21 protein-coding genes are annotated in these 19,552 nt (G+C 63.5%); 14 read left to right on the top strand and 7 right to left on the bottom strand.

The window, feature by feature from the left end; all coding sequences use genetic code 11:
* Window positions 1–10: 10 nt before the first annotated feature.
* The 5 genes from HOP59_RS20685 to glnH are packed head-to-tail and all read right to left on the bottom strand — an operon-like array spanning window position 11 to window position 4,116.
* Window positions 11–937 (bottom strand): MurR/RpiR family transcriptional regulator, encoded by a 927-nt coding sequence (locus HOP59_RS20685; protein WP_083861832.1) that lies wholly within the window; start codon window positions 935–937, stop codon window positions 11–13.
* A complete protein-coding gene (locus tag HOP59_RS20680) occupies window positions 906–1,961 on the bottom strand; it encodes a C45 family autoproteolytic acyltransferase/hydrolase (RefSeq protein WP_010628101.1) in 1,056 nt (351 codons plus the stop codon). The genes HOP59_RS20685 and HOP59_RS20680 overlap by 32 nt, the downstream gene beginning before the upstream one ends.
* The gene (gene glnQ, locus HOP59_RS20675) at window positions 1,951–2,679 is read right to left on the bottom strand and encodes a glutamine ABC transporter ATP-binding protein GlnQ (RefSeq protein ID WP_010628102.1); all 729 of its coding nucleotides are present in this window, start codon (window positions 2,677–2,679) and stop codon (window positions 1,951–1,953) included. Before glnQ ends, HOP59_RS20680 begins: the two co-directional genes overlap by 11 nt.
* Entirely contained in the window at window positions 2,676–3,332 is a 657-nt protein-coding gene (gene glnP / locus HOP59_RS20670; RefSeq protein WP_010628103.1) for a glutamine ABC transporter permease GlnP, read from the bottom strand. The genes glnQ and glnP overlap by 4 nt, the downstream gene beginning before the upstream one ends.
* A 46-nt stretch (window positions 3,333–3,378) precedes the next feature.
* A complete protein-coding gene (gene glnH / locus HOP59_RS20665; protein WP_010628104.1) occupies window positions 3,379–4,116 on the bottom strand; it encodes a glutamine ABC transporter substrate-binding protein GlnH in 738 nt (245 codons plus the stop codon).
* A 290-nt stretch (window positions 4,117–4,406) separates the two neighbouring features.
* On the opposite strand from glnH, the gene HOP59_RS20660 reads away from it, so the two are divergent.
* The 9 genes from HOP59_RS20660 to HOP59_RS20620 all read left to right on the top strand — a co-directional run bounded on the left by HOP59_RS20660 (window position 4,407) and on the right by HOP59_RS20620 (window position 12,672).
* Window positions 4,407–5,057 (top strand): LysM peptidoglycan-binding domain-containing protein, encoded by a 651-nt coding sequence (locus HOP59_RS20660; protein ID WP_234255450.1) that lies wholly within the window; start codon window positions 4,407–4,409, stop codon window positions 5,055–5,057.
* A gap of 109 nt (window positions 5,058–5,166) precedes the next feature.
* Window positions 5,167–5,520 carry a hypothetical protein gene (locus HOP59_RS20655; protein ID WP_234255449.1) on the top strand — a complete coding sequence of 118 codons (354 nt, stop codon included), beginning with the start codon at window positions 5,167–5,169 and terminating at the stop codon, window positions 5,518–5,520.
* Between the two features lie 53 nt (window positions 5,521–5,573).
* Window positions 5,574–6,680, top strand: coding sequence for an acyltransferase family protein (locus HOP59_RS20650; RefSeq protein ID WP_234255448.1), 1,107 nt, complete (start codon window positions 5,574–5,576; stop codon window positions 6,678–6,680).
* 37 nt (window positions 6,681–6,717) lie between these two features.
* Window positions 6,718–7,812, top strand: a complete 1,095-nt coding sequence (locus tag HOP59_RS20645; RefSeq protein WP_086510337.1) for a serine hydrolase — start codon at window positions 6,718–6,720, stop codon at window positions 7,810–7,812.
* Between the two features lie 202 nt (window positions 7,813–8,014).
* A complete protein-coding gene (locus HOP59_RS20640) occupies window positions 8,015–9,085 on the top strand; it encodes a TRAP transporter substrate-binding protein (protein WP_010628110.1) in 1,071 nt (356 codons plus the stop codon).
* A 63-nt stretch (window positions 9,086–9,148) separates the two neighbouring features.
* Window positions 9,149–9,739, top strand: coding sequence for a TRAP transporter small permease (locus HOP59_RS20635; protein ID WP_010628111.1), 591 nt, complete (start codon window positions 9,149–9,151; stop codon window positions 9,737–9,739).
* Between the two features lie 3 nt (window positions 9,740–9,742).
* Window positions 9,743–11,026, top strand: a complete 1,284-nt coding sequence (locus tag HOP59_RS20630; protein WP_234255447.1) for a TRAP transporter large permease — start codon at window positions 9,743–9,745, stop codon at window positions 11,024–11,026.
* Window positions 11,027–11,071: 45 nt separating this feature from the next.
* Window positions 11,072–11,560: a gluconokinase gene (locus HOP59_RS20625; RefSeq protein ID WP_234255511.1), complete on the top strand. Its 489-nt coding sequence runs from the start codon at window positions 11,072–11,074 to the stop codon at window positions 11,558–11,560.
* A gap of 116 nt (window positions 11,561–11,676) precedes the next feature.
* Window positions 11,677–12,672, top strand: coding sequence for a substrate-binding domain-containing protein (locus HOP59_RS20620; RefSeq protein ID WP_234255510.1), 996 nt, complete (start codon window positions 11,677–11,679; stop codon window positions 12,670–12,672).
* Between the two features lie 12 nt (window positions 12,673–12,684).
* Here HOP59_RS20620 and HOP59_RS20615 read toward each other — a convergent pair whose 3' ends face one another.
* Complete coding sequence (locus HOP59_RS20615) at window positions 12,685–13,086, bottom strand: RidA family protein (RefSeq protein ID WP_010628115.1); 402 nt, start codon at window positions 13,084–13,086, stop codon at window positions 12,685–12,687.
* Window positions 13,087–13,237: 151 nt separating this feature from the next.
* Here HOP59_RS20615 and HOP59_RS20610 point away from each other — a divergent pair, with 151 nt between their 5' ends.
* The 5 genes from HOP59_RS20610 (at window position 13,238) to HOP59_RS20590 (ending at window position 18,067) form a co-directional block, all read left to right on the top strand.
* Entirely contained in the window at window positions 13,238–14,656 is a 1,419-nt protein-coding gene (locus tag HOP59_RS20610; RefSeq protein WP_234255446.1) for a bifunctional enoyl-CoA hydratase/phosphate acetyltransferase, read from the top strand.
* The gene (locus tag HOP59_RS20605; RefSeq protein WP_234255445.1) at window positions 14,653–15,873 is read left to right on the top strand and encodes an acetate/propionate family kinase; all 1,221 of its coding nucleotides are present in this window, start codon (window positions 14,653–14,655) and stop codon (window positions 15,871–15,873) included. The genes HOP59_RS20610 and HOP59_RS20605 overlap by 4 nt, the downstream gene beginning before the upstream one ends.
* A gap of 129 nt (window positions 15,874–16,002) precedes the next feature.
* Entirely contained in the window at window positions 16,003–16,584 is a 582-nt protein-coding gene (locus tag HOP59_RS20600) for a TetR/AcrR family transcriptional regulator (RefSeq protein WP_010628118.1), read from the top strand.
* Between the two features lie 47 nt (window positions 16,585–16,631).
* Complete coding sequence (locus tag HOP59_RS20595) at window positions 16,632–17,279, top strand: DUF1326 domain-containing protein (RefSeq protein WP_234255444.1); 648 nt, start codon at window positions 16,632–16,634, stop codon at window positions 17,277–17,279.
* Window positions 17,276–18,067 carry a DUF2182 domain-containing protein gene (locus HOP59_RS20590; protein WP_234255443.1) on the top strand — a complete coding sequence of 264 codons (792 nt, stop codon included), beginning with the start codon at window positions 17,276–17,278 and terminating at the stop codon, window positions 18,065–18,067. The genes HOP59_RS20595 and HOP59_RS20590 overlap by 4 nt, the downstream gene beginning before the upstream one ends.
* Window positions 18,068–18,142: 75 nt before the next feature.
* Here HOP59_RS20590 and HOP59_RS20585 read toward each other — a convergent pair whose 3' ends face one another.
* Entirely contained in the window at window positions 18,143–19,540 is a 1,398-nt protein-coding gene (locus HOP59_RS20585; RefSeq protein ID WP_234255442.1) for an aminotransferase-like domain-containing protein, read from the bottom strand.
* Window positions 19,541–19,552 lie beyond the last annotated feature (12 nt).

Below are 19,552 nucleotides of genomic sequence, written 5' to 3'. Positions count from 1 at the left end.
GCACAAGAGATCAACGCATCTCGATTTTCAGCTCGTCGATGAAGCGATCACGGCGTGACAGCGCCTCGGCAGCCGTTTCACCCGATAGCGTGGCGCACGTATTGACCAGACATTCCACAGCACTCAGGAAAGCCACCATGCTGTTCGAGATGAAGCTGGTTTCGTGAGGTACCAGCAGGGCCTGTTCGGAGTGGCGTACAAGCGGGGAGTTGGACATGTCCGTGACCACTAGGACCCGGATGCCGTGGTTGCGGGCCGCCTTGCAGACGTTCACCACTTCACGTGTGTAGGGTTTGCAGCTAGCGGCGATCAGCACGTCGTCGGTACCCATGCCGGCCAGACCCTCGGCAATGCCGTGACCGCTGTCGCTGAGCAGACTGACGTCGGAGCGCAGCATTCCCAGGCCGTAGGCCAGAAAGCTGGCGAAGGCATGGAACTGACGCACGCCGTACAAGCGAACGCGGGCTGCATTCATCACGGCGTTGGCAAAGGCTTCCAGTTCGTCGCTGCGCAGGTTGTCCAGCAAGCGCTCTATATTGCGGCACTGCTCGCCGGCAAGCTGGCGAGCCTGATTCAGCAGATCGCTCTTGTCCGCGGCCAGGGCAACGCTGGCATGCTGGCGGTAGAACGAATGGGGCGGGGTCAGCGAGTCGCTGAGAAGGATGCGCTGGAGCTCTCCGAAGCGAGTATAACCGAGCGATCTGGCCAGCCGGGAAATCGTCGAGGGATTGACTTCGAGCTTCTCGGCCAGCGCGGAGATGGAGAGCAGCGCCGGGTCGCCGCGCAGTTCGATCAGTCGCGAAAGCACCTCCTGAGCCTTGGGTCCCAGGTGTCGGTCACTTTCGCCTCGGGCGATGGCTAGGGAGAGGGCTCGGAGCGACTCGAGGTCGGATGGGGCGCGTTCGTTATCCGTCAAAGAGGGTGTGTCTGCTGCCATGAAAGGGCTCGCTATGGCCAGGTGGGTGTATCTCCCATTGAACGCCGTCATTAAGCAGGCGGAACACGCCAGTCGCAAGGGTATTCTCGTGATCGGGGTCGTCTGGCGCACGACGATAGATGGGCAACCCGTTGCCCCCGGTATCTCGCAAGATGCGTAGGGGGTCTAGCTGCGTCGATGCAATCAGTTCGTCGCCTCGCTGCTGGCGGTCGCGAGAGGAGCGGGTGATCGTCTGACCGTCCTCAGCTCGTGGATGGTGCAGCGCATGGTTGGCGTGCACATAGGCGTTGTCGATGACTTTGATGGATAATTGGCCGCTTCCTATTTCTACGCTGTAGAGCCTGCGCTCGCCCTGCTGGGCCAACGTGAAATGAAATCCCCCGCTGGCCGGTGCCTCAGCGAGCAGGCTGAGAATGGCGTCAAGTGTGGGTTCGGCCAGCATGGCGCGGCCCAGCACCATGCGGGGTATCGCGGGTACTACGCCATCGAAGCGCAGGTTGTTGACGGCCTGAACGATGCCTAACTCGGTAAGGGCGAAGGTATGACCTGGCAGTGAGCCTGGATAGCAGCAAGCCATGAAGCTCGGCTGGCCGACCGGCGACAGCTGAGCCACGAAGACGTCGCCGTCGAAGCAAGGGAGCCCATCTTCGTTGTGTGCGATGCAGGGCTCGTGGCCAGGAAGGACGACGGTAGTGCATCCGTCCGGACAGTGAGTGAGCAAGTCTCCTCGGCTGTTCCATGCGAAAACCTGCAGAAAGGGCAGTTCGAGCCCCTCGGCCAGGCCTTCGAGCTCTTCGAGCACCCAGGGGAAACGGCTCCTGCAGCATGCCAGCATGCGAGCGACCGCAGCATCGTGACGGGGATGGGTGATGTCTTGCCACAGCTCGCTGGACAGCAGCTTGTCATGCACGGCACGGTGTCCGGCCTGCCCCAGTGCATAACCCAACTGCCGGTGATTGCCGCTAGCGCGCAGGCATCCCAGCCCGGCTCGGCGCTCCGTGCCGTTCGGCGGGTCAATGTACATGTCTGAGAAAGTCCTTGAGCCTGGGGTTGGTGGGAGCCGAGATCATCTCTCGCGGGTCTCCGTCGACGGCGATCTTGCCGTGTTCCATGAATATCAGGCGTGAGCCCACCTGCCTGGCGAAGGACATCTCATGGGTCACTACCACCATGGTCATCCCCTCTTCTGCGAGTGTGCGCATCACGTTGAGCACCTCCTGTTTCAGCTCGGGGTCGAGCGCCGAAGTCGGCTCATCAAAGAGCATCACCTTGGGTTTGACGGCCAGCGCCCGGGCGATGGCAACACGCTGCTGCTGCCCACCGGAGAGTGAGTCGGGATATTGCTCGGCTTGAGCTTTCAGACCCACTTTGTCGAGCAGCGCCAACGCTTGTGCCCGTGCTTGAGTTCGGCTCATGCCGCGTACGTGCCTGGGGCCGAAAGCGACGTTCTCCACGGCGGTCAGCTGCGGAAAAAGGTTGAATTGCTGAAATACCATGCCGGCTTCCTGACGAATCTCTCTCAGCCGAGCGTTACCTGCCAGCACGCTGAGGTCATCCACCACCAAGTCTCCGCCGGTGATCATTTCCAGCCCGTTGATACAGCGCAGCAGCGTCGATTTTCCCGATCCCGAAGGACCAATCAACACGACCACTTCGCCGCGGTCGATGGTAAGGTCAACCTCATCGAGCACCTTGAGCGAACCGAAGTGCTTGGATACGTTTCTGAATTCGATGATGCTCATAGAATCTTCATCCTTCTCTCGATGAAGCGCAGCATTAGGGTCAGGCTTCCGGTCATGATGAGATACATGATGGCGATGGCGCTCCAGATCTCCACGGCACGGAAATTGGCCGCCATGATTTCCTGCCCGGTTCGTGTCAGCTCACCGACGCCGATCACGATGAACAACGAGGTGTCCTTGAGGCTGATGATGAACTGGTTGCCAAGAGGTGGAATCAACCGCCGAAAGGCGAGTGGCCCGACGATATAAAGCAACACCTTCCAGCGGGGCAGGCCGAGAGCCAGTCCGGCCTCGGCGAGGCCACGACTGATTGATTGCAGGGAACCCCTGACGATCTCGGCAATGTAGGCTCCCGCATTGATTACGATGGCGATCATGGCAGCGGTGAGCGGGTCGATGCGAATGCTCGCCAGCACCGGCAACGCAAAGTAGAGAAACATTACCTGCACCACGATGGGTGTGCCGCGAATCACCTCGATGTAGACCATCGCCGTGTAGTTGAGCAGCCAATTGCCGTAGGCGCGCATAAGGCCTGCGATGGCGCCTACCGCCATGCCGCCGCACAGCCCCACTACGGTGATGAAGATCGTCATCTGTGCACCTTTGAGCAGCTGAGGCATGAAGGTGACGATGACGGACCAATCCGTATTCATTGGGAACCTCGAGATTCGTCAGGGATGAGGGGTGCAGATACTCGACTCATTGGTTGGGGCGGGTGCCGAACCAGGTCTCGTAGATATCGTCGTAACGACCGTCCTCACGCATGGTGGCCAGAGTGGCATTCACGTCTTCCACCAAAGGGCTGCCTTTGGGGAAGCCGATGCCGTATTCATGGGCCATCATCTGCTCCCCGACGGCTTTCACCTGACCGTCTCCTGCAGTGGCGATGTAGTAAAGCACGTTGGGCGTGTCGTGCATGGCGGCATCGACGCGACCGGTGCGTAGCTCCAGATAGGCGTTGTCGATATTGGGCAGCAGCCTAAGTTCTGTCTCGGTGAAGTGTTCCTGGGCGTAATCGGCTGCCGAGGTACCCATGCGCAGCGCCAGAGTACGGCCGGCCAGATCGTCGGTATTCTCGATGTCGCTGTCCACGGGGACCATCAGGGTGAAGCCGCTATCGTAGTAGCCATCCGAAAAGTCGATCACCTCCTGACGGTCCGGGCGGATGGTGATGCCGGCCAGCGCCACGTCGACCTGATTGGTCTGAAGCGCTGGGATGATGCCGGAAAAGTCCATCGGCCTTAGCTCATACTCCCAGCCGTTTTCCTCGGCGATGGCCCTCCACATGTCAATGTCGAATCCGACGTATTCGCCGTCTTTCATGAACTCGAAGGGAACGAAGGCGGTATCGGTAGCTACGATCAGCTTGTCGGCAAAGGCAGTAGGGGCAAGGGCAAGGCTGACCCCCATGGCGGCATACAGAATCTGCGTTTTCATCATGCTTCCTCGTTGGCATTGTTGTTGAGCATTGTTGCGCTGCTTGTGGAACAAGGTTCGAGCAGAAGCAGTGCATGCGAACCTTGTCTGCAAATATATTTGTACATAAAAAATGAAAGCGCAAGAAATTTGCATATTGCGTTGCGTTGATTAGCAAGCGGGCATGAATGGCCCACTCTGGCCATACTGTTCATGTGGGCGGGCTTGCGAGCTTGCCGGGCTCCTCTTGAGTGCCGATGGCTTGACGATGGCGTCGGTCGAAATCACAAGAACAGCAGAGAGGTTGGGTCATGAAAGAAGCGAAAGAGACACGCGGGGAGGGTTCCCGGCATTGGCCGTTCGCCGGGCTGTTGCTGGTGGCCTTGCTGGTGCTGACGCTCGGCCAGACCGTTCACGCGCAGCAGGATGAAGCGGCGGAAACCGACGCGGAAGAGCAGGTCGAGGAGGCTGCCGATGAGGCAATCGCCGCCGAAACCGCGGATGACACTGCCGGGCAGGATGCTGCCGCGCTGGCCGAACAGCTGGAAGAGCGCGAGCGCCAGCTGCGTGCGGCGCAGCGGGAAATTGCCGCGCTACGCGCACGCCTGCCGGCGGAAGAGGGCGGTGAGATCGACCTCGACGGCGCCTTGCGCTCGGCCAGCGTGACCATGGGTGCGATTCGTTCGACTCGTGCTGAGCTGATGCGAGCCGGAGGGCGCGATGAAGCCCTGCTGGAGAGCATCGACGAGCTGGTCGAGGAGCTCGAGCGAGATCAGCGGCTGGTGGCGCGTGCGCTGGATGCCAACCTTTACCAAGTGCGCCGTGGCGATACCCTGATCAGCATCGCCGGGCGCTTCTACGGTAGCTCCCAGCGCTGGCAGGAGCTGCACGAGGCCAACCGGCACGTGCTCGAGAATCCCGATCTCGTGTGGCCGGGGCTGACGCTCGTCATTCCACGTTGATGGATGCTGTCGCCGACCTCCGGGCCGGCGGCGGAGCGGTATGTAGCGGACATATTTGTGCAGTACTTCTGTCTGTGCAGTGCTTTTGAAGGAGCGAAGGATCAAGGACATGAACGCGAAACGGCAGCGTCGGGGAATCGTCGCAGGGCTGATGCTGGCTGGCCTCACGGCCTGCTCGGATCCGTCGGACGAACTGCGCGAGGTCACCCTGCCGGTGTTGGTCAACCAGGCCGAGCAGCTCGATGGCGCCAGGGTGCGTACCCAAGGCGTGGTGCGGCACTTCGAGGATCCGCTGCATTACTGGATCGAGGACGAAGATCTGAACCGGGTCGAAATATTTCCTCACGAGGAGATCGCGCCTCACCTTGGGGAAACGGTGCGCGTCGTCGGCAATTTCGAGTACTCTGCCACGGAAGGGCGTCGTTTGACGCTGGAGAGCGTCGAGCCAGTCGCAGGTCAGTAGGCCATGGCGGGTGGGGCGGTGGCATCAGGGAAGCACATCATCTAGGAATCGCCATGATCAGGCTCAACCAGCCGCCGCAGCTGCCGGCCTTGTCCCCCCGGGTGGATGCCATCGACCTCGCCCGCGGCATCGCCATCGCCTTGATGATTCTCAGCCACGCAGTGAGTGGCCTGCTCGGCATTCGCCAGGTGCCCGACTGGGGCATGGTGCCGATCCACCTCATCACCAAATTCTCTTCCTCGCTGTTCATCATAGTGTTCGGCATCGCTTTGGCGGTGGCTTTCCTGCCCAAGACGGGAGCGGCCGACTGGCCGCAGCGCAGGCTCAAGCTGATGCTACGTGGGCTGGAAGTGCTGTTCTGGTACAAGGCGCTGACCATCGTCGAGATGCTGCCGATGTTCACCACCCAGGACATCGTCGATGCGCTGCTCTATCAGCGCTTCGCCATCTGGGTGGAAATCCTCGGCTTCTATGCGCTGGCGCTGCTGTGGATTCCCTGGACCCTGCCGCTGTGGTGTCGCATGCCGCTGTGGTCGCGTTTGCTGGCGCCGGTTGTTATCGGCGTGCTGTCGGTGATGCTCGAACGTCATTTTCACTTCTGGGACAGCGTGATTCTCAAGGCGCTGCTGGTGGAGGACGCCGACCACTACACCTGGGGGCAGCTGGCACGGCTGCCGCTGGTCATGCTGGGTCTGTTGATCGGCGAGGCCATTCTGCGCTGTTACGGCGAGCCCTCGACCAGACGGCGCTTGGTCGCCGCTCTGGCAGGAGTGGGAGCGGTATTCCTGCTGGGGTTCGTGGCGCTCTCTCTGCCCGAGCTCGACGAAGCGCTGCTGGCGGTGGCCTGGAACGCCGGTAAGCATCCCCCTGAGGTGCCCTTCATGCTGTTCAGCGTCGGCGGGGCCTTGATCATCCTGGCGCTGTGTCTGTTGGGTGGCCGGTCGGCAGCGCGGTGGCTCAAGCCGCTGACCGTGATCGGCACGGACGCCCTGCGGGCGTTCATTTTTCACATCGTGGCGATTTTCCTGGTGCTGCGCTTGCTGTTCGACGCCTGGCAGGTCTACAGCTATCCGCAGGTATTGGGTATCGGCCTGATGCTGATTCTCCTCGCGGCAGGCTGGATCGCCTTCATGCGCTGGTTCCGGGAGCACAGTCGATGAGGGCGGGGGAACAAGGGCGATGGAATAAGGACGATAGATGAAGGGCAGGTGGGTCACGCAAGCGCTATTGCTGCTGGCCATGGTGCTACCTTCCATGGCCATGGCCATGGCTCAGCCGAGCTGGGCGGAGCAGGTCGACGCCCGCTTGGAGCCGGTCTGGGCGGAGCGCCTGGAAGCCAGGTTGGCGCTGCTCGAGGCCGGTTATGCCGGCGAGATCGGTGTGCATGTCCGCGAGCTCGGCAGCGGCGCGCGGCTGGGCTGGCGCGACGACGAATACTGGTACCTGGCCTCGCTGGTCAAGCTGCCGGTGGCAATCGAGCTGATGGCGCGGGTAGAGGCCGGTGAAATATCGCTTCAGGATCGCCTGACGCTACAGCGCAGCGACTACGTCGACGGCGCCGGCTCCACCAACTGGGCATCGCCTGGCAGCGCCTTGCCGCTGCGGCAACTGCTAGAGTCGATGATGATCGTCAGCGACAACACCGCCAGCGACATGCTGATTCGCCACCTGGGCCTGGAGAGCGTCAATTATCGTGCCCGGCACCTGTCGCCGGGCGGTGGGCTGGGGCCGATTACCACGCTGGTCGACGTGCGGCGCCATGCCTATGCCAACCTGCACCCCAGCGCCTTCACCCTCGGCGGCATGGATTTCATCGAACTGCGCAAGCGGCAAAGCGACGCCGCCCGTCTGACATGGCTGCGTCAGCGCCTCGGTCTGACGCCGCAGCAGTTGCAGGTGCCGAGCATCGATCAAGCCTTCCAGCTCTACTACGCCACCGACCTCAACGCCGGACGGCTGGATGCCTTCGCCGACATGCTCGAGGCGCTTGCCGAAGGCCGCGCCCTGGGCATGCAAGCGACCGCCGAGCTGCTGGCCATCATGGCGCGCACCACCAGCGGTGAACGGCGGCTCAAGGCCGGTCTGGGGCGCGACATTCGTCTGGCCCACAAGACCGGCACCCAGCACCGCCGCGGTTGCGATGCCGGCATCGCCACCCACGGCTATGGCGACGACGCCCGTCGCGTGGTGATCGTTGCCTGCGTGCGGGGTGAGCTGGACCTGGCTCGCAATGAGCAGATCCTCGCGGCGGTGGGGCGGGCCATTCGCGAGGCGGGTGCGTTTGAATATTGAACCGCCTGCGACCAAAGTCTATTTCGTGCCGACCTGTTCGTGATTGACACCTCCCCCGTGCCTCGCTAGCCTTCCTTACATCGAATGTTACCGGTAACAATGGCTGCATTTAACAAGAGCCGCATTCGACGCTCGAGGCCACACGCCATCGGGGAGATGCCAAGACGTGCCAATACACAACGACAATCGACTGGAGTCCGCCATGACCATTTTCTGGCGCAATACCCTCACGCTAGCCGGTGCGGCTACGCTCTCGCTGGGCATTGCTTACGCACAAGCCCCTGACCTCTCCGATCCGCCCGCCATCGAGGGTGAAGCGGTGGGCGATCACGGCAGCCACACGCTGCGCATGGGGCTCGGCCTGTCCGATACCTCGCCGCAGTACCTCTCAAGCCGCTATTTTGCCGATATCCTCGAACAGCGCACCGAAGGCCGCATTACCGTCAACATCTTCCCCAACAGCCAGTTGGGCGACGACGTGCAGATGATGGAAATGCTGCAGACCGGCTCGCTGGACATGAGCTATCCCTCTTCGTCTCCGGCCACTACTTACGTTCAGGAACTGGCCGTCTTCGACCTGCCGTTCCTGCTGCCGAGCCGTGAAGCGGCCATCGCCGTAATGCAGAGCGATACCGCCCAGCGCATGCTCGATGCCTTCGAAGGTACCGGCATCAAGGCGTTGACCTTCTCCGAGAACGGCTACCGTCAGCTCACCAACAGCGCGCGTGCGGTGGAGTCGCCGGAGGATGTGGCAGGGCTCGACGTGCGCGGTCTCAGCGTCCGCACCATGGAGAACCCGGTGCATCTGTCGATCTGGGAAACCCTGGGCGCCAACCCCACACCGATGGCCTTCGGTGAGCTGTTCTCCGCCATGGAGCAGGGCGTCGTCGATGGCCAGGAGAACCCCTGGAGCACCATCCTGACCTCCAACTTCTACGAGGTGCAGGACTACGGTTCCGAGACCCGTCACGTCTATACGCCCTTCATCATGATGATGTCCCAGCGCACCTGGGATCGTTTGGCGCCGGAGTATCAGGAGCTGGTGCAGGAAGCGGCGCGTCTTTCGGCCGAGTACGAGATTCAGCTGTCGACCGAGTACGACGACTGGGCACGTGACCAGCTCGAGGAGCGCGGCATGCAGATCACGCGGCTCGATGACGACCAGGTCGCCGCCTTCCAGGAAGCCGTGCAGCCGGTCTACGACCGTTGGGCACCGCGTATCGGTGAGGACCTGATCGCCGAAATCCAGTCCATCGTCGACGCAACCCAGTAATTCACCCATCCGTCTGAACTTGCAGGGCAGGGGGCTTCCCCCTGCTCCTGTACGGAGCGCCGCATGACTTCGCCCAATCCCCTGCCCGACGAGGCGAGTGCCTACTTGGCAGACCCTCGGCGCGAGCCGCTCGAACTCGATATCGAAGGTGGCCGTGGTCCGGCTCCGTTTCGCTGGCTCACCCGCCTAATGGAGCACCTTATTGCCACGATTCTGGTGGCGCTGATCGTCTCGGTGTCGGCCAACGTCATCGGGCGCTCGCTGCTCAATCGCTCGCTGCCCTGGGCCGATGAGCTGGCCCGCATGCTGTTCATCTGGCTGATCTTCATCGGCGCGGCGGCGGCGTTCGCCCGCTACGAACATATTGCCGTCGATTTTCTCGTCCGCCGGCTGCAACCGCGGGCTGCTTACGCGCTCTATCTGCTGCAGCACCTGATCATCGCCACATTGATGAGCATCATGGTGTGGGGCGGTTATCTGGTGATGTCCCGCTCCACCGGGCGCACCGCCATCCTCGGCGTTCCATGGAACCTGATCAACGTCTCGCTGGTGCTCTGTTCGCTGTTCATCGTCGCCGTTGCGCTGTGGCGCGCGTGGCAGTGCCTGCGCTTGATTCGCGACCCGAATCTCGACCAACCTCAGGCGGGAGACTGAACCATGCTGTGGATTTTTCTGGGCATCCTGTTCGCCTCCATCGCCATGGGGCTGCCGATTGCCTTCGGCCTCGGCGTGGCCGCCGTGGTCCTGGCTATACTCTCCGATATTCCGCTGTCGATCCTGATCGAGCAATCGATCCGCGGGGTCAACAATTTCCCGCTGCTGGCCATTCCTTTCTTCATTCTGGTGGGTGAGGTGATGAGCCATGGCGGTATCGCCCGTCGCCTGATGGAGCTGGCAGGTGCGCTGGTAGGCTTCGTGCGCGGTGGCCTGGGCCAGGTCGCCATCACCGGGTCGATGTTCTTCGGTGGCATCAGCGGCTCGGCCGTGGCCGACACCGCCGCCACCGGCTCGATGATGATTCCGTCGATGAAACAGCAGGGCTATTCCGCGCCCCATGCCACGGCAATCAATACCGTCTCCTCGGTGATCGGCATCATCATCCCGCCGTCGATTCCGCTGATTCTGTTCGGCATCGTCACCGAGACCTCGATCAGCCGGCTCTTCATTGCCGGGATCGTGCCGGGCTTGATGATCGGCTTCGCGCTGATGGTGACCACCTTCATCATGGCCAGCATCGAGCATGCCGGGCAGACCCGCCGCTTCGAGCTGGGCCGTCTGTGGCGTGCGTTCAAGGCAGCCTGGCTGGCGCTGGTACTGCCGGTGATCGTGATCGGCGGCATCATCGGCGGCGTCTTCACCGCTACTGAAGCGGCGGTGGTGGCACTGCTCTATTCGCTATTCATCTCACTGGTGTTCTATCGCGAGTTCCACCCCCGCGAGCTGTGGGGCATGTTGATCCGCACCGCGCGGCTGACGGGTATGGTGTTGCTGCTGCTTGCCTTCGCCACCGTCATCGCCTGGTTCCTGACCATCAACATGGTGCCGCAGACCCTGGTGCGCCAAGTGCAGGCGATCACCGAAGAGCCGTTCCTGCTGTTGCTGATCGTGGCGGCCCTGCTGCTGCTGGTGGGCTTCGTCATGGACCTGACCCCGGCCATGGTGATCATGGCGCCGATGCTCACGCCCATCGTCACCTCGGTGGGGGTCGACCCGGTCTACTTCGGCGTGTTGATGGCCTTCATCCTCGGCATCGGTCTGTTGACCCCACCGGTGGGTACCTGCCTCTACGTGGGTTGCGGCGTCGGCCGTGTCAGCATGGAGCAACTGGTGCAAGCCATGTTGCCCTACTACGCGGCGTTGCTGGTGGTGCTGGTGGTGCTGATCGCCTTCCCCGGCATCGTGACCTGGCTGCCCGATCTGGCTGCCGTGCGCGGCAACTGAGCACAGGGAGATCTCGTGAAGGATGCTACGTACCGCATCGTGGTGATGGGGGTGTCGGGGTCGGGCAAGTCGTGCGTTGGCGCGCTGCTTGCCCGCCGTCTCGGCGTCGCCTTCATCGACGGCGATGACTACCACTCGCCGACCAGCGTCGCCAAGATGGCGAGCGGCATTCCGCTCGACGACGAGGATCGCCGCGAATGGCTCGAGACTTTGGCGCAATTGATCGACGATCATCGCCGCCGCGATGAGACCCTGGTGCTGGCCTGCTCGGCGCTCAAGGAGCGCTATCGTGAGCTGCTGCGGCAAGGCGACCCGGAGCTCGTGTTCCTGTTCCTCCAAGGTGAGCGCGCCCAGCTGCGCGAGCGCCTGGCGAGCAGAGAAGAGCACTTCTTTCGTGGCGATGCGATGCTCGACAGCCAGCTGCGCGATCTCGAGGCGCCCGCTGTGCACGAGGCCGTGACCTGCGGCATTGCCGAAGCGCCGGAGGTCATCGTCGACACCTTTCTCGAGGCCTTGCCACACTGCCGAGGCTGACGGCCCGGAGCGGTTGGGCTGGGCAGCGTGGCCTGAGGAACTCCGGTATCATGCGTTGCTTTGCCGATATCGGGCAACGGGATGCCGGCAGGCCCAACTACCGTCAGCGGGGAATCGTGAAAAAGAAGCGACCGACACTTCAGGACATCGCCGACCGGGTCGGGGCGACCAAGATGACGGTCAGTCGTTGTCTGCGCGATCCGGCGACGGTCTCCGAGGGCCTGCGTGAGCGCATCTTCAGCGTGGCGGAGCAGGTCGGCTACATCCCCAATCGGGCGCCCGACCTGCTTTCGCGTGCCACCAGCCACTCCATCGGCCTGCTGGTGCCGTCGCTCTCCAACCAGGTATTTGCCGACGTGCTGGTGGGTATCGAGGAGGTGACCGAGCCGCTGGGCTACCACCTGATGCTGGCGCACTACGGTTACAGCCCGGAGTTGGAAGAGCGCAGCCTGGCATCGCTACTCTCCTACAACGTCGACGGGCTGATCCTCTCCGATAGCCACCACACCGCGCGCACCTGCCGCATGCTGGAAACCGCGGGCATTCCCACGGTCGAGATCATGGACTCGCTGAGCAAGCCGCTGCATCAGGCGGTGGGCTACGACAACGTACGTGCTGCCTACGACATGATCAGCGAGATGATTCGCCAAGGTCGTCGGCGCATCGTCTATCTCGCCGTGCGCCTCGACCAGCGTACGCGCCAGCGGGAAGAGGGGTATCGACGGGCCATGGCAGAGCACAGGCTCGAACCGCTCACGTTGCATCGCAGCCAGCGCTCCTCCTACAGCGTGGGGGCGGCGCTGCTCAACGAGATTCTCGTCGAGCACCCGGAAACCGACGGTATCTTCTGCACCAACGACGACGTGGCGGTGGGGGCCTACTTCGAGTGTCTGCGTCAGGGGGTGGCGGTACCCGAGCGAATGGCCATTGCCGGTTTCCACGGCCACGACGTGGGTCAGGTGATGTCGCCGCGGCTGGCCAGCGTGATCACGCCGCGGCGGGACATCGGCAGGCGAGCCGCCACCGAGCTGATGGCCAGAATCCAGGGCAAGGCGCTGGAGGAGCCCGTGATCGATCTGGGGTATAGGATCGAGCCCGGCATGACGCTGTAGCCCCGCTTCCCGTTAGGCTGTGTCGTTTTGCTCGGGTTGGCGCGCCATCAGCGTGATCTCGACGTTGGAGCCGCCGCTCAGGCGTGGCGATTCGGTGCAGGTGCGGGCGGGGTAGCGCTTGTTCTCGAAGAATTCGGCGTAGGCCGCGTCCATGGTGTGGATGGTATCCAGGTTGGTCAGGTGAACGTCTACCCGTACCACGTCGGCCATCGAGGCGCCGGCATATTCCAGCATGCGTGAGAGGCGGCGCATCACCCAGCGGGTCTCCTCGGCGATATCACCCAACACGGCTTCGCCGCCCTGGATGTCGGTCACCGTCAGGCCGGAAAGGAAGATGTAGTGGCCGTCCAGCACGATATGGCTGCCGGGAAAGATCGGAATGGCGAGCGTCGGGTCGTTGCGGAAACGGTGCATGGCGCTGCCCCTGGCTGCGATGGCGTTCCCTCATTGTGGTTGCATCTGTCAGAGGTGCAAGGCGCTTGCCTTCGCTGCATGCCTGGCCGATGCTATCGACTGAAGTATGCTGCGACGCAGTATTTTCCTTCATTCGATCAGGGCGACGCGCATGGACGGTCAGGAACCACAGGCAGGCAACGGCTACATCGAGAACCGGACCTTCGACGAGATCGAGGTAGGCGATACGGCTGCACTGGAGAAACGCCTGACGCTGGACGACATCAAGCTCTTTGCGATCATGTCCGGCGACATCAACCCGGCCCACCTGGACGATGATTTCGCCAAGAGTACCCGCTTTCAGGAAGTCATCGCTCATGGCATGTGGGGCGGGGCGCTGATCTCCACCGTGCTCGGCACCGAACTGCCTGGGCCTGGTACTCTTTACCTGGGCCAGACCCTGCGCTTTCGCAAGCCGGTGAGGCTCGGCGACGTGCTGCGAGTGAGCGTGCGCGCCCAGGCCAAGGACGAAGCGCAAAAGCGCATCACCTTCGACTGTCTGTGCACCAACCAGAACGGTGAAACCGTGATCGAAGGACAGGCGGAAGTGCAGGCGCCGACAGAAAAGATACGCCGGCCGCGCACCGTGCTGCCGCGGGTACGGCTGGCCGAGCGGGCGCACCTGCACGAGATGCTCAGTGCCGCCGAGCATCCCGCGCCAGTGAGCATGGCCGTGGTGCATCCGGTGGATGAGGTCTCGATCATGGGCGCCTACGAATCGGCACGCCAGGGGCTCATTCGCCCGGTGCTGGTGGGGCCCAAGGCCAAAGTGCATGCCGCCGCCGAGACCGCCGGTGTCGATATCGCCGAGTTCGAACTGGTCGACGTGCCCCACAGCCATGCCGCCGCGGCCGAGGCAGTGGCCATGACTCGGGCGGGCCGGGTGGAGGCGCTGATGAAAGGGGCGCTGCACACCGACGAGCTGTTGCACGAAGTGGTCAAGCGTGACACCGGCCTGCGCACCGAGCGCTGCCTGAGCCACGTGATGGCCTTCGACGTGCCGACCTACCCGCGCCCGCTGTTTATCACCGATGCGGCGATCAACATCTATCCGACCCTGGCGCACAAGAAGGACATCGTGCAGAACGCCATCGATCTGGCACATGCGGTCGGGCTCACTTCGCCCAGAGTGGCGATTTTGTCGGCGGTGGAGACGGTCAACCCAAAAATTGCCTCGACCGTGGAAGCCGCGGCCCTGTGCAAGATGGCGGAGCGTGGGCAGATCCGCGGCGGGGTGCTCGACGGTCCGCTGGCCTTCGACAACGCGGTTTCCGAGGCGGCCGCGGCGGCCAAGGGGATCGACTCGCCGGTGGCGGGGCGCGCCGACATCCTGGTGGCACCCGATCTCGAGTCGGCCAACATGCTGATGAAGCAGCTCACCTACCTGGCCGACGCCACCGGCGCCGGGCTGGTAGTCGGCGCGCGGGTACCGATCGTGCTCACCAGCCGCGCCGATGACGCCATCACGCGCATGGCCTCCTGTGCCCTGGCGCTGCTGGTTTCCGAGCAGCAGAAAAGGGCGCGGGCATGAGCGGCGAGATCCTGGCCGTGAACAGCGGCTCCTCGAGCCTCAAGTTTGCCCTGTTCGATGCCGCCAGCACTGCCAGCCCCATGGCCATGCAAGTGCGCTACCGCGGCCAGTTCTCGGGCCTCGGTAGTCGGGTTCGGACTGAGCTGCAGGCTGGGTTCGGTACCGAGCTGAATGAAGAGCAAGACGCCGCGCTTTACGACGTACCGGCAGCGCTGGATCACGCGGGGGCGTTGGAACGCCTGCTGCAATGGGTCGAGGACAACCCGGCATTGGGCGACATTCGCGCCGTGGGCCACCGCATCGTGCATGGCGGCGCCCGCTACCGCGAACCGCTGCGCCTGGATGCCGAATCCTTTGCCGCTCTGGAGGCGCTGAACGAGCTGGCGCCGCTGCATCAGCCGCATGGTCTGGCGCCGGTTCGCTCGTTGACCGGCCTGCGTCCGGGGCTGCCCCAGTACGCCTGCTTCGACACCGCCTTCCATGCCACGCAGCCGGCGGTGGCGCAGACCTTTCCGCTGCCGCGTCGTTTTCGCGAGCAGGGCGTGATCCGCTACGGCTTTCATGGGCTCTCCTTCGACTACGTCAGTCGTGCACTGAGCGCTGAGCGGCAGCATGGTCAGGCGCTACCGGGCGGGCGTGTGGTCATTGCCCACTTGGGTAACGGGGCCAGTCTGTGTGCGCTGCGCGACGGCAAGAGCGTGGCCGCCACCACCGGGTTCACCGCCGTGGAAGGGCTGATGATGGGCACCCGCAGCGGCAGCCTCGACCCTGGCCTGGTGCTGCATCTGATTCTGCATGAGGGCATGAGCGCCGAGGCCGTGCAGCGGCTTCTCTACAAGGAGTCGGGTTTGCTTGGGGTGTCCGGTATCAGCGGCGACATGCGTGAACTGCTGGCCAGCGAGGCGCCTGAAGCCGCCGAGGCCATTGCGCTGTTCGTCTATCGCATCGTGCGCGAGATCGGCAGCCTGGCGGCGGCCCTGGGTGGGCTCGACCATCTCGTCTTCACCGCCGGCATCGGCGAGCGCGCCGCTCCGATCCGCGCTGCCGTGGCGCAGGGCTGCGAATGGCTCGGCGCGCGCCTCGACGACGCGGCCAATGCCGCGAATGCCCTCGATATCGCCGGACCGGACAGCCGGCTCGGGCTGTGGGTCATACCCACCGACGAAGAGCGTATGATCGCCTGGTACACCGCCACCGAGCTGGCGCGGCGGACCTGATCCGCACTATCGACCGCACCTCTATATATCGCTTCATCGGCTTCTCAGCCAAGGGCCGGCTTTCAAGCCGGCCTTGACGCCGCTTGCGTACGTCCTATTCTGAATAGACCGGTCGGTCTAGGAGAGAGAATGGCACTCAACACCAAGGAGCAACTGCTCGAAGTCGGGCTATCGATGCTGCTCAAGCACGGTTACAACGATTTGGGCATTCAGGCACTGCTGGAGGCAACGGGCGTACCCAAGGGGTCCTTCTATCATCACTTCGGCAGCAAGGAGGACTTCGCCCTGCAGGTCGTCGATCGGTACATGCAGGAGGTGCATCAGGGGCTGGAAGCCGCCTTGCAGGACCAGACGCTGCAACCGTTGGATCGGGCACGACGCTTCTTCGAGCTATCGCGGGAGAAGTACCGTCAAGACGGTCACCTGGGCTGCATGCTCGGAGCTTTGGGGCAGGAACTTTCCGGCGTGAATCCGACCTTCGCGCGCAAGATCGAGAACTGTTTCTCCGTGGTGACACGACATATTGCGGAGTGCCTGGAAGAGGCAAGACAGCAGGGCCAGCTGGCGCCCGATGCCGACCCGGTAGAGCTGGCCAACCTGTTGTTGAACTGCTGGGAGGGGGCTGCCTTGCGCAGCCGTTTACTCAGAGATCCGGCACCACTCGATCGAATGTTGGATTTCTATTTTGCAGCGGCGACTCGTGACGCTTGAACGTGCCGGGTTGCCGGTGCTCACACTCAAGCTGATGGAGGTGGATCATGACAACAACTATGACGACGCCGACAACGACAAAGGCAGGCTATCGACTCGAGGGCACGATGCTGGAGATCTGCTCGTGCTCCGCGCCCTGTCCATGCTTTCTCGGTGAAGACCCCGACGGTAACGAATGCCATGGCGTGATCGCCTTCAAGCTGGAAAAGGGGCAGGCCAGGGGCGTCGATGTATCCGGTTTGACCCTCATGAACGTGGCGTACATACCGGGCAATGCGTTGGCCGGCGGCTGGCGGTCGGTCATCCTGATCGACAGCGCCGCTGACGACGCGCAGTATGAAGCGCTGCTGGATGCCTTCGGTGGCAAGTTGGGTGGGCCGCTGGCTGACCTTGCAGGCCTGGTAGGTGAGATCGTGGCCGTGGAGCGTGTGCCGATCGTGCATGAGGCACAGCAGGTGGAAGGGCGCTTGATCGCACAGGGCAGGGTCGAGGCGGAGCTTGCCCCGATCCAATCCTCACCGGACGGAACCACGGCCACGATGCATGACAGTGCCTTCACCACGGTCAAGGGTGCCCCGGCCTATCTCGGCAAGTCGCGGCGTTATCGGGTCAGCATGCCGCAACATGGCATGAGCTGGACTCACGACGGGCAGAATGCCATTCAGACCGCCTGGAAGATGGAGTTCGAGCCGTGAGTGCCGCGCTCGACCGGCAGGCAAACCGGATTACCGCTGACAACCTTCTGCTGCTGGGCATCATTGGCCTGGCGTGGCTGTTGGCCATCGTGGCCGAGCTGACCGGCAGGGTGCAGTGGGTCCATCATCACCAGCTGGTCGTCGACGACATGGCACTCTGGAGCAGCCTGGTCCTGTTCCTGCTCGCCTGGCAGCTACACATCGCGGCCATGATGCTGCCGTCCACCCTGCCCATGGTCGGCCTGTTCCGTCAGGCGGCAACCGGCCAGCCCCATCCGGGGGTAGCGCGGGTCTGCTTCCTGGGTGGCTATCTGCTCGTGTGGACCATGTTCGGTGTGTTGGCCCTGCTGGGTGACACGCTGCTGGGGATGGCTCTTTCGGACTGGCACTGGTTGATGCATCGACCTGAATGGCTGATGGGAGCCGTGCTGGTGCTGGCCGGAGCCTTCCAGTTCACCTCACTCAAGTCGCGGTGTCTGGATAAGTGCCGCCAGCCACGCTCCTTCCTGCTGGCGCATTACCGTCGAGGGTGGGGCGGGGCCATGACGCTCGGCGTCCGGCATGGGCTGTTCTGCCTGGGCAGTTGCTGGGCGCTCATGCTGGTGATGTTCGTGGTCGGCATTGCCAACCTGGCGTGGATGGCGCCCCTGGCTGCGCTCATGATTTACGAGAAGATCGGCCGCCATGGAGACAGGCTGGTGCGACCGGCCGGCACGGCCCTGATCCTGCTGGGTGCACTGGTGTTCATCGGCCCGGCGTGGATGCCGACCCTGGTGCACATGCATTGATGAACCTGCACTGAAGAACATGGATTGAAAGGAAGTTCGCGGTGGCTCCTGCCGTGCAGGAGCCGCCGTGCCATGCTACAGCGTCTGCCAGGGAGCGGCTGGGGGCTCGGCGAGCAGTTCGACTAGTGTGTCCAGCGCCTGGGTCAGTGCCTCCCGCGACACGGCGGCGCTGAGGCACAGCCGCAGTGCCTGGGGCGCCGGTTCGCTGCCTACGCAGAAGGGCTCTGCGCTGCTGACCAGCACGTTACGCTGCGCCAGGGCCGCCGTCAGGATGGCGCTGCGCTGTCCTTCGGGCAGCGGCAGCCACAGATTGTTGCCGTGTGCCCGTCCACCTAGGGAGTATCCGACAAGTCGTTCTCGTGCCAGCCGCTGGCGTGCTCCCAGCTCTTCGATCAGCCAGTCGAGCAGCACGCGGCTGTCGTCGCTGGCGACCCAGCGGCACACCGCCTCGACCATCAAGGGCGGCACCATCCAGCTCTGAGCGCGCAGCGCCGTCCCCAAGCGTTCACGCAGCATGGCGGGCGCCAGCAGGGTACCGATGCGCAGCCCCCCGGCCAGTACCTTGGAGGTGCTGAAGATGAACAGCGTGCGTTCCGGTGCCAGGCGATAGAGCGGGGTGCCACGCTCGACAGCGGGCAGGTACTGCACGCCATCCTCGACGATCCAGAAGTCATGGCGGTAGGCCAGTGCCGCCAGCCGTTCGCGGCGGCTCTCGCTCAGCGGCGTACCGGTCGGGTTGTTCTGATCGGGCGTGACATAGACCAGCCTCGGTGGCTGCTGCTGGGCGCAGAGCCGGGCGAGGGCATCGACGTCCATGCCGTGCTCGTCCATCGGCACGCCAAGCAGCTTGAGGTGCGCCTGGCTGGCGGCGCTGATCAACCCGGGGTAGGTCAACACGTCCGCGGCGATGCGCTCGCCCGGGCGTGTCAGCGCCTGCAGGGCTAGGCTGATACCGTGCTGCCCGCCCTGGGTGACCAGCAGCGACTCGGCCTCGGCAGGCATGCCGAGTTCGGTCATCCAGGCCGCCAGCCGTTCGCGGTGCTCCGGCACGCCGCGATCCGACTGGTACTCCACGGCGCGCTGCAACAGCGGCTCCTCGACGGCGATCTCCTGCAGCACGCGCCCCAGCGAGGCGGCACGCAGCGGATGCGGTGGCGGCAGGCTCAGGCTGAGGTCGATGATGCCGTCCTCGGCGGGACGACTGGCGAGAAAGTACTGGCCCGACGGCGCTTCGTTGCCGCGCACGTAGGTGCCGCTGCCCACCCGGGCCACGACCCGGCCCTGGCGCTCCGCCTCGGCATAGGCACGGGTCACGGTACCCACCGTGACGCCCAGCCGATCGGCCAGCTGACGCTGTGGCGGCAGCTTCTGCCCCGCAGCGAGTTCGCCGGTCTGGATCGCCAGGGCGATGGCATCGGCAATCACGCGGTAGCGCACGCCCTCGGAAGGGAGCTGAGGAACCCATATTGTCATGGTGACAATAAA

Source organism: Billgrantia aerodenitrificans, from assembly GCF_021404405.1.
Taxonomy (GTDB): Bacteria; Pseudomonadota; Gammaproteobacteria; order Pseudomonadales; family Halomonadaceae; genus Halomonas; species Halomonas aerodenitrificans.
Note: the sequence above shows the minus strand (reverse complement) of the source record. Positions and strands in the feature narration are given on the sequence as shown.

Coding starts and splice junctions, on each gene's coding strand:
- HOP59_RS20685 (WP_083861832.1), bottom strand. CDS start 937: ATGGCAGCAGACACACCCTCTTTGACGGATAACGAACGCGCCCCATCC.
- HOP59_RS20680 (WP_010628101.1), bottom strand. CDS start 1,961: ATGTACATTGACCCGCCGAACGGCACGGAGCGCCGAGCCGGGCTGGGA.
- glnQ (WP_010628102.1), bottom strand. CDS start 2,679: ATGAGCATCATCGAATTCAGAAACGTATCCAAGCACTTCGGTTCGCTC.
- glnP (WP_010628103.1), bottom strand. CDS start 3,332: ATGAATACGGATTGGTCCGTCATCGTCACCTTCATGCCTCAGCTGCTC.
- glnH (WP_010628104.1), bottom strand. CDS start 4,116: ATGAAAACGCAGATTCTGTATGCCGCCATGGGGGTCAGCCTTGCCCTT.
- HOP59_RS20660 (WP_234255450.1), top strand. CDS start 4,407: ATGAAAGAAGCGAAAGAGACACGCGGGGAGGGTTCCCGGCATTGGCCG.
- HOP59_RS20655 (WP_234255449.1), top strand. CDS start 5,167: ATGAACGCGAAACGGCAGCGTCGGGGAATCGTCGCAGGGCTGATGCTG.
- HOP59_RS20650 (WP_234255448.1), top strand. CDS start 5,574: ATGATCAGGCTCAACCAGCCGCCGCAGCTGCCGGCCTTGTCCCCCCGG.
- HOP59_RS20645 (WP_086510337.1), top strand. CDS start 6,718: ATGAAGGGCAGGTGGGTCACGCAAGCGCTATTGCTGCTGGCCATGGTG.
- HOP59_RS20640 (WP_010628110.1), top strand. CDS start 8,015: ATGACCATTTTCTGGCGCAATACCCTCACGCTAGCCGGTGCGGCTACG.
- HOP59_RS20635 (WP_010628111.1), top strand. CDS start 9,149: ATGACTTCGCCCAATCCCCTGCCCGACGAGGCGAGTGCCTACTTGGCA.
- HOP59_RS20630 (WP_234255447.1), top strand. CDS start 9,743: ATGCTGTGGATTTTTCTGGGCATCCTGTTCGCCTCCATCGCCATGGGG.
- HOP59_RS20625 (WP_234255511.1), top strand. CDS start 11,072: ATGGGGGTGTCGGGGTCGGGCAAGTCGTGCGTTGGCGCGCTGCTTGCC.
- HOP59_RS20615 (WP_010628115.1), bottom strand. CDS start 13,086: ATGCACCGTTTCCGCAACGACCCGACGCTCGCCATTCCGATCTTTCCC.
- HOP59_RS20610 (WP_234255446.1), top strand. CDS start 13,238: ATGGACGGTCAGGAACCACAGGCAGGCAACGGCTACATCGAGAACCGG.
- HOP59_RS20605 (WP_234255445.1), top strand. CDS start 14,653: ATGAGCGGCGAGATCCTGGCCGTGAACAGCGGCTCCTCGAGCCTCAAG.
- HOP59_RS20600 (WP_010628118.1), top strand. CDS start 16,003: ATGGCACTCAACACCAAGGAGCAACTGCTCGAAGTCGGGCTATCGATG.
- HOP59_RS20595 (WP_234255444.1), top strand. CDS start 16,632: ATGACAACAACTATGACGACGCCGACAACGACAAAGGCAGGCTATCGA.
- HOP59_RS20585 (WP_234255442.1), bottom strand. CDS start 19,540: ATGACAATATGGGTTCCTCAGCTCCCTTCCGAGGGCGTGCGCTACCGC.